At 64.4% G+C, this 13,028-nt stretch carries 13 protein-coding genes; 2 read left to right on the top strand and 11 right to left on the bottom strand.

What is annotated here, in order from left to right; all coding sequences use genetic code 11:
- Positions 1–31: 31 nt before the first annotated feature.
- The 6 genes from ftsH to ptsP all read right to left on the bottom strand — a co-directional run bounded on the left by ftsH (position 32) and on the right by ptsP (position 7,648).
- The gene (gene ftsH / locus K426_RS06795) at positions 32–1,981 is read right to left on the bottom strand and encodes an ATP-dependent zinc metalloprotease FtsH (RefSeq protein WP_066555399.1); all 1,950 of its coding nucleotides are present in this window, start codon (positions 1,979–1,981) and stop codon (positions 32–34) included.
- Between the two features lie 75 nt (positions 1,982–2,056).
- Positions 2,057–2,248: a hypothetical protein gene (locus tag K426_RS06790; protein ID WP_066555398.1), complete on the bottom strand. Its 192-nt coding sequence runs from the start codon at positions 2,246–2,248 to the stop codon at positions 2,057–2,059.
- Between the two features lie 133 nt (positions 2,249–2,381).
- Positions 2,382–3,326, bottom strand: a complete 945-nt coding sequence (gene tilS / locus K426_RS06785; protein WP_066555396.1) for a tRNA lysidine(34) synthetase TilS — start codon at positions 3,324–3,326, stop codon at positions 2,382–2,384.
- Between the two features lie 7 nt (positions 3,327–3,333).
- Positions 3,334–4,227: a tetratricopeptide repeat protein gene (locus K426_RS06780; protein WP_066561455.1), complete on the bottom strand. Its 894-nt coding sequence runs from the start codon at positions 4,225–4,227 to the stop codon at positions 3,334–3,336.
- Between the two features lie 100 nt (positions 4,228–4,327).
- The gene (locus K426_RS06775; protein ID WP_066555394.1) at positions 4,328–5,257 is read right to left on the bottom strand and encodes a helix-turn-helix domain-containing protein; all 930 of its coding nucleotides are present in this window, start codon (positions 5,255–5,257) and stop codon (positions 4,328–4,330) included.
- A 114-nt stretch (positions 5,258–5,371) separates the two neighbouring features.
- Positions 5,372–7,648, bottom strand: a complete 2,277-nt coding sequence (gene ptsP / locus K426_RS06770) for a phosphoenolpyruvate--protein phosphotransferase (RefSeq protein WP_066555391.1) — start codon at positions 7,646–7,648, stop codon at positions 5,372–5,374.
- A gap of 150 nt (positions 7,649–7,798) precedes the next feature.
- Between ptsP and K426_RS06765 the strand changes: the two genes are divergently transcribed.
- Together K426_RS06765 and K426_RS06760 are read left to right on the top strand one after the other, a co-directional pair.
- Entirely contained in the window at positions 7,799–8,956 is a 1,158-nt protein-coding gene (locus K426_RS06765; RefSeq protein ID WP_066555389.1) for a pyridoxal phosphate-dependent aminotransferase, read from the top strand.
- Between the two features lie 174 nt (positions 8,957–9,130).
- Complete coding sequence (locus K426_RS06760; RefSeq protein ID WP_066555385.1) at positions 9,131–10,300, top strand: pyridoxal phosphate-dependent aminotransferase; 1,170 nt, start codon at positions 9,131–9,133, stop codon at positions 10,298–10,300.
- A 68-nt stretch (positions 10,301–10,368) separates the two neighbouring features.
- Here the strand turns inward: K426_RS06760 and K426_RS06755 are convergent, their stop codons facing one another.
- Genes K426_RS06755 through K426_RS06735 form a run of 5 tightly spaced genes read right to left on the bottom strand, consistent with a single transcriptional unit; the run spans position 10,369 to position 12,971 of the window.
- On the bottom strand, positions 10,369–10,836 hold the full coding sequence (locus K426_RS06755) for an SRPBCC domain-containing protein (protein WP_066555383.1): 468 nt from the start codon (positions 10,834–10,836) through the stop codon (positions 10,369–10,371).
- Complete coding sequence (locus K426_RS06750; RefSeq protein WP_066555382.1) at positions 10,833–11,324, bottom strand: VOC family protein; 492 nt, start codon at positions 11,322–11,324, stop codon at positions 10,833–10,835. The genes K426_RS06755 and K426_RS06750 overlap by 4 nt, the downstream gene beginning before the upstream one ends.
- Positions 11,325–11,335: 11 nt before the next feature.
- Positions 11,336–12,130 carry a VOC family protein gene (locus K426_RS06745; RefSeq protein ID WP_066555380.1) on the bottom strand — a complete coding sequence of 265 codons (795 nt, stop codon included), beginning with the start codon at positions 12,128–12,130 and terminating at the stop codon, positions 11,336–11,338.
- A gap of 10 nt (positions 12,131–12,140) precedes the next feature.
- Positions 12,141–12,503, bottom strand: coding sequence for a DUF1428 domain-containing protein (locus K426_RS06740; RefSeq protein WP_066555377.1), 363 nt, complete (start codon positions 12,501–12,503; stop codon positions 12,141–12,143).
- 27 nt (positions 12,504–12,530) lie between these two features.
- The gene (locus tag K426_RS06735) at positions 12,531–12,971 is read right to left on the bottom strand and encodes a VOC family protein (RefSeq protein WP_066555374.1); all 441 of its coding nucleotides are present in this window, start codon (positions 12,969–12,971) and stop codon (positions 12,531–12,533) included.
- Between the last annotated feature and the right edge of the window lie 57 nt (positions 12,972–13,028).

Genomic DNA, 13,028 nt, shown 5'->3' with positions numbered 1-13,028 from the left:
CCGCGCCCTCCTGCATCTCGCTGATCCGACCTTAAGCCCCTGCAGGCGAAGGGTCGCCAAAAGGCCCCTTGCGACGCCGGGTCTTCGGGATGGAAGACCCCGCCGCCGGGATCACCGAAGGCTTGATCGTCGTGCCGTCGTCGCGGGTGATCTCACCCTTGTCGAGCAGCGTCTTGATCTCCTCGCCGCTCAGCGTCTCATATTCCAGCATCGCGTTGGCGAGCAGGTGCAACTGGTCCTCATGGCCCGTCAACACTTCCTGCGCCCTTGCATAGCCCTGTTCGACCAGCCCGCGAATTTCCTTGTCGATCAGCTTCGCCGTCTCGTCCGACATATGGACGCGCTGGCTCTGCGAATAGCCCAGGAAGGTCTCGCCCTGCTGCTCCTCATATTGCAGCGGCCCCAGCTTGTCCGACATGCCCCATTGCGTGACCATGTCGCGCGCCAGCTTGGTGGCGTACTGGATGTCGCCCGAAGCGCCCGACGACACCTTGTCATAGCCGAAGATGATCTCCTCGGCCACGCGGCCACCCATGGCGACGGCCATGTTCGCGTGCATCTTGTCGCGATGATAGCTATAGCTGTCCCGCTCCGGCAGACGCATCACCATGCCCAGGGCACGACCGCGCGGGATGATCGTCGCCTTGTGAATCGGATCGGACGCCGGTTCATGGACCGCGACGATGGCATGGCCCGCCTCATGATAGGCGGTCATCTTCTTCTCGTCGTCGGTCATGACCATGGAGCGGCGCTCGCTGCCCATCATGACCTTGTCCTTGGCCGCCTCGAACTCGTCCATGGCGACCAGACGCTTGCCCCGACGGGCAGCCATCAGCGCCGCCTCATTGACGAGGTTCGCCAGATCGGCACCCGAGAAACCGGGCGTACCCCGCGCAATGGTGCGCGGATTGACGTCCGGCGCCAACGGCACCTTCTTCATGTGGACGGCCAGAATCTTCTCGCGACCCTCGATATCCGGGCGCGGCACCACGACCTGACGGTCGAAACGGCCCGGACGCAGCAAAGCGGGGTCCAGCACGTCGGGGCGGTTTGTCGCCGCGACGATGATGATGCCCTCATTCGCCTCAAAGCCGTCCATCTCGACCAGAAGCTGGTTCAGCGTCTGCTCGCGCTCGTCATTGCCGTTGCCCAACCCCGCGCCGCGATGGCGGCCCACGGCGTCGATTTCGTCGATGAAAACGATGCAGGGCGCATTCTTCTTCGCCTGCTCGAACATGTCACGGACACGAGAGGCGCCGACACCGACGAACATCTCGACGAAGTCCGAACCCGAAATGGTAAAGAAAGGCACGCCCGCCTCACCCGCAATGGCGCGGGCCAGCAGCGTCTTGCCGGTACCAGGCGAGCCGACCAGCAATGCGCCCTTGGGAATCTTGCCGCCCAGCCGCGCGAATTTGGTCGGATCCTTCAGAAATTCGACGATTTCCTGCAATTCCTCGCGGGCCTCATCGATGCCCGCGACGTCATCAAAGGTCACCTTCCCATGCTTTTCGGTCAGCAGCTTGGCCTTCGACTTGCCAAAGCCCATGGCGCCGCCCGCGCCGCCACCCTTCTGCATCTGGCGCAGCACGAAGAAAGCGATGCCCAGGATCAGCAGGAACGGCAACGACTGGTAGATCAGGATCATCCAGAAGCTCGGCTGCTCCTCCGCCTGGCCGGAATATTTGACATTATAGTCGTCCAGCAGGCCCGTGAGGCCCGGATCGTTCACCGGAACGGTGCTGAACTTCTGTCCACTCGACAGCGTGCCGGTGATCCGGTCGGTGGCGACCGCAACGTCCTTGACCTGCCCTTCCTGCACCTTGGCGCGGAATTCCGAATAGGCGATGCCCGTCCCGGCGCTGGAGGCCGTGCGGCTGTCGAACATCGAGACGAAGAGCAGCAGGGCGACAATCACCCCTGCCCAAATCATCGCGCTCTTGATCCAGGGGTTACCCTGCGGGTCCTTCTCGTCGTTCATTCAGCACTCTCTTTCACCCGGCAAGATAGGGTGCCGCAGCAAAATCGCAAGCAGAGCCGCATGCGCAGCCGCCGTTCAGCCGCCGACAAATTGCGACAGGGCGATATAGGCCAGGATCACCGCGACCCCCGCCGACAGACCACAAAGCATATAGCCCGTATAAAGCAGCATCGGCGGATGGGGTCTTTCCATCCTGTGATTGCGCTGCGCCGCCGAAAGAATGACACTGGCCAGCAGGCCATAGGTCACTGCCGCAAATTCAAACATGAATCGAAAATTCCCACGCTCAACTCAGCTTCATTAACCAGCATAGGCGTTAAGGAAAGGTCATTGCGCGCCCTCAAATCGACGGATTGTGGGAGTCCCGCGCCAGACCGTGGAACCTTTCCGTAACGATCCGTCACTGCCACCGGCGCTGCGGCGCGACTTTCAGGGTCCAGCGGTCCCCGCCCTTCAAAATGAGTCGGCCGATGCTCATCTTCTCGCCCCGGCGCGCCGCCGCGATCAACCTGTCGATCGCCTCCCCACGCGGCGGCACCGCGTCCGGCTGCAACCGCTCCACCATCCGCAGGAGCAACCGGCGCAGCAGTTCACGCGGCAAGTCCGTCCGGTCCAGCGCCAGCCCATCCCCGTCCGGCAGGACATGGCGCGCCTCAAGGCCGTCGACCATCCACTCCAGCGCTTCCTCCGCCTCCGCCAGCGCCGCCGCGCTGCGCCCCGCCGCGGCCACGTCGATCCAGTCCACCCCGCTCAGCGCCGACCGCAAGGCAACCCTATCGAAGCGCTGATCGCTGTTCGAGGGATCATCGACATGCGGCAGGGTGCGCTCCAGCGCATAGGCAAGCAGGTCCGCCTTGCGCACCCCCAGCAAGGGCCGGAGCACCGCCCCCTGCCGCGCCCGCACGCCCGCCAATCCGCCGACGCCAGCGCCACGGTTGAGCCGCATCAGCAGCGTTTCCAACTGGTCGTCGGCATGATGCGCCGTCAGCAGCCAGTCCAGCCCGCGCTCGACCCGCCACCGTTCCAGCAACGCATAGCGCTGCGCCCGCGCCCAGCTTTGCACATTGCCCCGGACCGCGCCGTCCGGATGCAGTGTCGCATGCGCAATCCCGGCCTGGCCGCACCAGTCCGCCACCATGGCGGCCTCGGCGGCAGAAGCGTCGCGCAAGCCATGATCGACGGTCGCCGCCTCGACCCGACCCGGAAAGGCCCGCGCCGCCAGGTCGAGCAAAGCCATGCTGTCCGGCCCGCCGGAAACCGCTACGCCGAAGCGGGCGCCGCCGAAATCCTCCACCAGCGCGCCGACCGCACGGCTCAGTTCCGCTACAAGATCGCCCTCAGCCATGCGGGCTTCAGGCGGTGCACTTGGCCCTGGTCCGGCCCTGGTCCATCATGCCGCGCAGGCCGTTCGACAAGCTCCCCCCATAGACCTGCTCCAGCTCCGCATAGACTTTGCAGGCATCGGCGGGCTTCTTGAGCTGGATCAGCGCTTCGCCCAGATAGGCCAAGCTGTCGGCCGCACGGTCGCCCTTGGGCCGCTTCTGGTAATTTTCATAGAAAGCGACCGAGGCCAGCGCTGGCTTGCCATCGTCCAGATAGGCGCGGCCCAGCAGGTTCGCGGCCTTGCTGGCGACCGGACTACTGCCATATTTGTCGACGGTCGCCTTGAGCTGCGCCTGCGCCTCGGGATAGAATTTCGCGCCCCACAGGCGGAAACCATAGGTATAGGCGTCATCCGCCTCATTGCCCGTCGACGGCCGCTCGATCGCGGCGACGGCGGCCTTGCGCTCCTCGCTCGCGCCATTGGCGGCGGGGCGGGGCGCGGCAGGCCGGGCGGGCGCCGGCGCGACGGATGCCGAGGGACCAATGGCGGGCGGCGGCACCACGGCGGGCGCGGCCTGTTCCGCCTTGTAGCGGTTGAAGGCCTCTTCCAGCTGCTTCAATTTGAAGCTGTTTTCCTCGACTTGCCCGGTGATGGAGGCAAGCTGCGATTCCAGTGCATTGACCCGCGCCGTCAGGTCAGCAACCGGCGTCAAGGATGGCGACCCCGGCATCACCGCAGGCGCGGCCGGGCGGGTGATCTCCGCCTCCAGCGGCGCGCCGGCGGGAAACACCTTGCGCTGCACCGCGCGCATTTCCTTTTCCAGCCGGTCGACCCGCACATCGACGCTGACATTCTGGGCCGCGACCGGCGGCGCGAGCGCGATCAGCGCCAGTGCTGCCGTCGCGAAAAAAGCGTTACGCATGATGATCCCCGACTTGAAATTCGGTCTTAACCATAGGGCGATAATCCGCCCGGTAAAGCGCGACTTTGCGCCAAATTCCGCTGAATCGCCCCTGAACGGATCAATCGGCTGCGGCGGGTGCTGGAGCTGGGGCGGCAGGCGCAGGCGTAACCGGCCCACTGGAAACCGGGACAGTGGAAATCGGCGCGGTGGCAGCCGGGGCTGGAGCGGTCCCCACCTGCCCTGCGCCCGCCGCCGCAGCAGGGGCCGCGCGGGCCAGCAGCGCCTCGGCATTGACCGGCACGTCGGCAATTGTGCGATCCGGCGGCCCCAGCGGCGCGATCTGCTTGCCCCCGACCGTCACGGTCAACGCCTGCGGCCGCCCGGTCAGGATCATCGGATTGCGGGCATTGGCGGGAAGAGTGAAGTTTTCCCCCTTCTTCATCAGCCCGTCCTTCAGCCGCTCGCCCGCCTCATCATAGATGCGCAGCCATACATCGTCATTGGCAGTGAACACGACCGTCTGCGCCACCGGCGCGGCAGGACGCGCGCCCGCCGCCGGTTTCGCCGTGACGGGAGCTGGCGCCGCCTGCTGCGCGGCAATCTGTTCCCCCGTCGGCGGGGTCATCACCTGCGTACGCCACACGGCAAAGCCCGCCACCAGGATCACGACGATGGCCGCCGCCGTCCAGGCCAAAGCGCGCGAGGGCACACGTGCCGGATCGGCCGGTTCGAACGCTTCATAACGGTTACTGCCCAGTTCGGAATTATGCACGGCATTGCGCACATCCGCGGCGATCGCCACCTCGTCCACATCGATGGCGCGGGCATAGGCGCGGGCAAAGCCCACCGCATAGGGAATGCCGGGCAGGGCGGCATAATCGTCACGCTCGATCGCCTCCAACTGCCGTTGGGCGATGCGCGTACGGGTGGCGACATCCTGTATCGACAGCCCCTGCGCCTCCCGCGCGGCACGCAAACGCGCCCCCGGAGTGTTGGGCTGCTGTTCCGACGCCGCGACGCCGGGTTCCTGTTCAGCTTCTTCTGCCATGCTGCTCCGTGACTTTTGAAGGCCGGCCTTGTCTCATTGCGGGACAGGGATTGTCAACGCCGCGTCGGACCGATCGGGCCGGATACGCCGCCGCAATCCCATTGGGTCTGCACCTTAATTCAATTCAATAGCATGTTCGCTGGCCCAGTCGACCAGGGCCGAACGAATATCCGTAACGCCCTTGTCCAGCAGGTCGCGCATGACTTTGCACAGTTCCGCCGCGTCGAGCGTCCGGATCATCGCCTTGACCGGCCCGACCGAGGCGGGGGTGATCGACAGGCGCCGTACGCCCAGGCCGATCAGCGCCATCGCCTCCAGCGTGCGCCCGCCCATTTCGCCGCAAACGCCGACCGGCACCTCATAGGCCTCGCAGGCGCGCACCACGCGGTCGAGGAAGCGCAATATGGCGATGCTGAGCCAGTCATAGCGCTCCGCCAGGCGCGGATGCGCGCGGTCGGCAGCGAACAGGAACTGCGTCAGGTCGTTGGTGCCGATGGAGAGGAAATCCAGCTTGGGCAGCAGCAAATCCAACACCTCGGCCAGAGCCGGCACCTCCAGCATCGCGCCATAGCGGATCGCGACCGGCAGTTTCTTCTTCTGCGCCACCAGCCATTCGCGCTGATGCTCGACCAACGCCCGTGCCTGATCATATTCCCAGGGTTCGGACACCATCGGGAACATCACGTACAATATCTTGCCCGCCGCGGCCTCCAGCAGGGCGCGGGCCTGCGCCTTCATCAGCCCGTCCCGGTCCAGCGCCAGCCGCAAGGCGCGCCAGCCCATGGCGGGATTGTCCTCCAACTCCTCGTCATCGTCGCGCTGCATATAGGGCAGCGCCTTGTCGCCGCCGATGTCGACCGTACGGAAGATCACGGGCCTGTCCCCCGCCGCGTCCAGCACATCGCGATAGAGCCGCTGCTGCTTTTCCCGCTGCGGCAGGGTCGCGGACACGAGGAACTGGAACTCGGTACGGAACAGGCCGATGCCGTCCGCGCCGACAATGTCCAGCGCCTGCGCATCCTCCCGCAGCCCCGCATTGACCATCAGCTCGATCCGCTGCCCGTCGGTGGTGACGGACGGAAGGTCGCGCATCGCGACGAATTCGGCCCGGCGCTTTTGCGTCACATGCAGCTTGTTCTCGAACGCCTCTTCCATGTCGGGCGTCGGACGGATCAGCAGATTGTTGTCGGCCACATCCATCAGGATCAGGTCGCCTTCATTCAGCAGGTGACGAACATCCCGCACGCGCCCCAGCACCGGCACGCCCATGGCCCGCGCGACGATGGTGACATGGGCGGTCAGCGACCCTTCCTCCAGGATCACGCCCTTCAGCCGCCGCCGGTCATATTCCAGCAGTTCCGCCGGCCCCAGATTGCGCGCGATGAGGATGGCGTCCTGCCGCAGACCGAGTTGCGCCGCCGTCCCCAACTGCCCCGACACGATGCGCAGCAGCCGGTTCGCCATATCCTCCAGATCGTGCATCCGGTCCTGGAGCAGCGGGTCGTCGATCTGCCGCATGCGCATGCGGGTGCGCTGCTGCACGCGCTCGATCGCCGCCTCGGCGGTCAGGCCGCTGTCGATCGCCTCGTTGATCCGCCGCGCCCAGCCTTCATCATAGGCGAACATCTTGTAGGTTTCGAGCACCTCCTGATGCTCACCCTCCGTGCCGAACTCGGCCGTGCCGGTCATCCGGTCGATCTGTTCGCGCATCTTGGTGAAAGCGGAAATGACGCGCTGGCGTTCGGCTTCCGTATCCTCCGCGACGGTATGTTCGATATGCACGCGCGGCTGGTGGAACACCGCATGACCCCGCGCCATGCCCATCACCAGTTGCAGCCCATGCAGGATCGACGTGCCCGTATCCTGCACCCGCGAATCCGCCGGGCCGTCATCGGCCAGTTCGGCATTGGCGATCAGTTCGGACAACACCATCGCCACGGTCTGGAGCGCCTCGATCTCCACCTCTTCATAACGGCGCGGCTCGACATGCTGGACGCAAAGCACGCCGATCGCCCGCTCCCGCCGCACGATCGGCACGCCCGCGAAGCTGTGGAACAGTTCCTCCCCCGTTTCCGGGCGATAGCTGTAGTCGGGATGCGATGCCGCTTCGTCCAGGTTGAGCGTCTCGACATTGGTGGCGATCATGCCGACCAGGCCTTCGCCCATCGCCATGCGGGTGACGTGGACGGCTTCCTGCTTCAATCCCCGCGTCGCGAACAGCTCCAGCACCCCTTCGCGCACCAGATAGATGGAGCAGACCTCGCTCGACAGCGACTTCCCGATGATCTCGACCACCTTGTTGAGCTTCGCCTGCGCACTGGTGCGCGCGGCCATGACTTCCTGCAGGCGGATGAGGATCTGGCGGGCGGCGGCGGCGGGCGTGCTGGGCATGTGCCAAGCGCTAACAGATCGCGCGTCCGCTTTCCAAGGCGAATATGTGCGGCTTCGGCGGATTTTCCGCCTTATGCATGGCGGAAATGGACCGCGATTTCGTTTACAGCCGTAAAATCCCAAAAGTCAGCGAGTCAGGGAGACGAGCATATGGCAGAAATCGACAATAAGGCGTTCGAACAGGATCTGATCGACCGGGGCTATTCACGCCGCCAGATGGGCAAGGTCGCGGCCTTGCTGGGTGCGGGCGCCGCCGCCCTGCGCGTCACCGGCGCCATGGCGCAGCAAGCCGCCAAGCCGGTCGAGGGCGCCGTCCGCATCGGCGCCAATGAATGCTGGACCGGCCCTTTCCCGGTCGCCGCGCAAGCCGCGTTCAATCTGGTGCAGGAGGGCAATCGCTACGAACCCAATGACGAACATGCCAAGCTGTTCGCCGCAGTCGCCGCCGTCGAAGGCATCCCGGCGGACCGCATCACCGCCTGGCCCGGCTCCAGCGACCCGCTGAGCCGCGTCGCCGTCGCCTATGCCTCGCCCACGCGGGGCATCGTCACCGGCAACCCCGCCTATGAAGCGATCTGGCGCACGGGCGACTGGCTGGGCGCGAAGGTGACGAAGGTGCCGCTCACCAAGGATTATGCCCATGACGTGAAGGCGATGCTGGCGGCCGATCCCAAGGCGGGCGTCTATTATATCTGCTCGCCCAACAACCCGACCGGCACCATGACGCCGCTGGCCGATATCCAGTGGCTGGCCGACAACAAGCCCAAGGACGCGATCCTGGTCGTCGATGAAGCCTATATCCACTGGTTTGACGGCCCGAACGCGGCGAAGATGGCCGCGACCCGCGATGATGTCCTCATCCTGCGCACCTTCTCCAAATTGTTCGGCATGGCGGGCATGCGGCTGGGCCTCACCTTCTCCAGCCCCGCGATCATGGAAAAGATGATGCGCTATGACGGGGGACAGGTGACGGCGATGCTGCCGATGACCGCCGTCGCCTGCGGCACGGTGTCGGTGGCCCAGGCCGATCTGATCAAGCAACGCCGCGCCGAAATGGTCGCCGCCCGCGAAATGGCCATCACCCATCTCAAGAAGAAGGGGATCAAGGTCATTCCCGGCAGCCAGGCCAATATGTTCATGGTCGATTGGGGCAAGCCCGCCAAGGACATGCAGGCCGCGATCCTGGCCGAAAAGGTGCAGATCGGGCGCAACTGGCCGATCTGGCCCAATGTGTCCCGCGTGTCGGTCGGCTCCGCGGAAGAAATGAAGGCCTTCTGCGATGCCATCGACAAGGTCTGGAAGGCCTGATCGGTTAGCTTTTTGCCGCATTCCGCGAGCCGTCGCTGTCCAGGCGACTTCTGAACGCTCGGTAACGCATAAAATTTCAAGAATCCGGGGCGGCGCATTGTGGAAATGCGCCGCCCTTTTCGTTTCTCCCCGTGGAATATGCGCAGTTGTGGAACAACAAGGGGAACAGACGACATGACCATGATGTTGGAAAAACACGCCCGCGAAGACCTGATCGAACGGGGCTATTCCCGCCGCACGATCGGCAAGATTTCCGCCCTGATGGCGGCTGGGGCAGCAGCCGGCAACCTGCTGATCCAGCCTGCCTTCGCGCAGCAGCAGGCCGCTCGCGGCATCAAGGGCGCGGTCCGCATCGGCTCCAACGAATGCTGGACCGGCCCCTTCGAACCGGGCGTCCAGGCCGCCGCCAAGGCCGCTGCGGTCGGCAACTGGTACGACCCGGACAATTACAAGGGCGACCTGATCGCCACCGTCGCCAAGGTGGAGGGCATTCCGGAATCGCACGTCATGCTCTGGCCGGGTTCGGGCGGTCCGCTGGTCAGCACGGTCGCGGCTTTCTGCTCGCCCACCAAGGGTCTCGTCACCGCCGATCCGACCTTCGAATCCGCATGGCGCACAGCCGATTATCTGAAGGCGCCCATTGCCAAGGCGCCGCAGGCCATCGGCAAGGGCCATGACGTCAAGGCGATGCTGGCCGCCAACCCCAATGCGGGCCTCTACTATATCTGCTCGCCCAATAATCCGACCGGCACCGTGACGCCGCTGGCCGACATCGAATGGCTGCTCGCCAACAAACCCACAGATTCGATCCTGCTGGTCGACGAAGCCTATATCCACTTCTCCGAAGCGCAGAGCGCGGCGAAGCTGGTGGCGGGCCGCAAGGATCTGATCGTCATGCGGACCTTCTCGAAGCTGTTCGGCATGGCGGGCGTGCGCCTGGGGCTTACCTTCGCGGACCCGGAAATCCAGAAGCGCATCGGCCTGTTCGGACCCACGGCGGGCGGCCTGTCGATCACGGCCATGGCCTGCGGCAATGCGGTCTATCCCGAAGCCGGGCTCATCAAGGCCCGCCGCGCAGAGATGATCGCAAACCGTGAAGAAACCATTGCCTGGCTCACCAAGAAGGGGATCGAAGTGCACCCCGGCAGCCAGGCCAATATGTTCATGGTGAACTGGAAGACCAAGACCGCCAAGGAGATTCAGACCGCCCTCCTGGCCACGCCGGAAAAGGTGCAGATCGGCCGCGCCTGGCCGATCTGGCCCACCGTCTCACGCGTCACCGTCGGGTCGGCGGACGACATGGCCAAGTTCTGCGCCGCCGTGGAGAAGGTTTACAAGGCCTGATCGGCCCGCTGCGCTAAACAGGAAAGGGCGTCCAGCATATCGGACGCCCTTTTTTTAGTCATTTCGTTTCAGGCACTGGCGGCAGATATCTCGCACAACGCCTTGAACTGCGCCACCATCTGGTCCCAGCCCGGATGAAATCCCATTTCCTTGTGCTTCTCCAGCGCCTCGGCATCCCAATGGCGCGCGGTCGCGGTAAAGCGCGTCCCTTCCCCCTCATCGGCAAAGCTCCAGATCGCCGTCATGAAGGGCGTTTGCGGAATCCATCCCGAAGCATAGGCATCGGTCGTCACGACCTTCTCCTGCGGCACCACCTCCAGGATGATCCCTTCCATCGGCCCCGTATCCTCGCCATCGGGACCGAACATGCGCACCGCGCTTCGCCCGCCGGGCCGCAGATCCTCCTCTATCACCTCGGCGCGCCACGGCTTGGGGCAGAACCATTCATCCTTCAGGTCCGTCCACACTTTCCATACGATCCCGCGCGGGGCGGCGATATGGCAAGTCACCGACAGTTCGAACTCCGCCACGCTCATGGCAATTTCCCTTCGAAAGCCGCCTTCATCCGGGCGGTATCCAGCTTCTGCATGGTCATCATCTCCGTCATCATCCGCTGGATGCCCGGCCTGTCGCCGGTCTTGTAGAGGTCCATGACCTCCTGGGTCACCAACTGCCAGGACAGGCCATATTTGTCCTTCAGCCAGCCGCATGGCCCCGGCGAACCGCCATCGGCGGTCAAGGCGTCGAAATAACGATCGATCTCCGCCTGATCCTTGCAGGCGACGGACAGCGACACCGCCTCGGTAAAGCCGAACTTCGGCCCGCCGTTGAGCGCCTGATAGCTGTCCCCGAACAGGGTGAATTCGACCAGCAGCACATCCCCGCCCTTGAACGGGCTGGGGCTGGGATTGTCATCGGGATAGCGGCTGATGAAATCCACCGACCCGCCGAAGATCGAGACGTAGAAGCGCGCAGCCTCCTCCGCCTGCCCGTTATACCACAGGCAGGGTGAAATTTTTGACATGGTTCCTCTCCCTATCCCTCGGCCGAGCGCATGCCCACCAGCGCGAACATCGCGCCCTGCGGATCGGTTGCCTGGATGATCCAGGCGCCGCCCGGCACCTCCATCGGCCCATTCAGCACGGTGCCGCCGCCAGCCTTCACCTTCTCCTTCGCGGCGTCGATATCCGGCACGACAAAATAGAAAAGCCACGCCGGAACGGGCACTTCCTTGGGACGCGGCATGATGCCGCCGGTCATGCTCTGGAAGTCGGTACCGCCGGTCTGGGAGACAAGCTGATAGTTGCCCATCTCGCCCATATCCATGGCCTCGCCCTTCGCCCATCCGAACTGGCCCGTGTAGAAGGCCAGATCGGCGTCGAAATCGCCGCTATACAGCTCATGCCAGCCGACATGCCCGTTCGCCATGGGGGACGGCGCGTCCATCCCGTCGGGACTGGACCCCTTGAGCAGCATGAACACGGCTCCGCCCGGATCGGCCATCACCGCGAAACGCCCGACACCCGGAATATCCTCCGGCGCCCGCTTCACGGTTCCGCCAGCCTCGGTCAGCCGCTTCGCATCGGCGTCCACATCGGCAGAGCCGACATAGCCGCCCCACCAGGGCGACATGCCGCAGTCCCTGGCTTCCGCCGGGATCGCCATGATCCCGCCCATCGGCCCTGCACTGCCCGAAATCACCTGATAGTCATGACCACCGCCAAAGGCCTGCGCGGTCCAGCCGACGATGCCGCCATAAAAGGCGATCGCCGCCTGGGGATCGCTGGTCATGAGTTCATACCAGAAGAATTTGCCGTTCAGATCGGTCATCCCAGCCTCCTCAAGCCTTAGCGTCCAGCAGCACCTCAAACCCGCCATAGATCAACCGCGCGCCGGAAAAGGGCATGTCCTCCCCTTCCTTGGGCTGCATCCGCGGGTCGTTCATGACTTTCTCCGCGCCCGCGTCACGCGTCTCCTTGTCGGGCCATTCGATCCAGGAAAAGACGACCTCCTCATCCTCCTCCGCAATGACGGCGGTACGGAAGTCGTTGACCTTGCCGGGCTTGATGTCGTTCGCCCAGCACTCGACGATCCGCAGCGCGCCATGTTCGATGAAGATCGGCGCAGCATAGGCCGCCACTTCCCTATACCGCTCCTTGTTCCCTTTGGGCACCGGGATCACGAAACCGTCCATATAGCTCATCGCATCTCTCCTCAGAAAAGGCAGAGTTCAGGCGGCCGCTTCCTTGTTGGCCGCCAGCGCCGCTTCCATATCCATCCATGCCACTTCCCAGATATGGCCGTCCAGATCGGCAAAGTTGCGGCCATACATGAAACCATGGTCCTGCCGCGGATTGGGCTCCGTTCCGCCCGCCGCCAGCGCCTTGTCCGCCGTCGCATCGACATCCGCCCGGCTCGCTTCGCTCAACGCCAACAGCACCTGCGCGGTTTCATGCGCATCGGGAATCTTGCGCGGCGTGAAGCTCGTGAACCGCTCATGCGTCAGCAGCATGACATGGATGCTTTCCGAAAAGCTCAACATCTGCGCGCTGTCATCGGCAAAATCATTGTTCCGGATCGCGCCCACCGCCTCATAGAAGGCGATCGAGGCAGGCAGGTCCGTCACCGGCAGATTCACGAAAATCATCTTCGGAGCGGGGGCGTTCGACATCACACATCTCCTCGCGATTATCTGTTGCAGGGTCGTCGATGCGACTCACTGGCTTGA

Source organism: Sphingobium sp. TKS (assembly GCF_001563265.1).
Taxonomy (GTDB): Bacteria; Pseudomonadota; Alphaproteobacteria; order Sphingomonadales; family Sphingomonadaceae; genus Sphingobium.
This window is presented reverse-complemented; position numbering and strand designations above follow the sequence as displayed.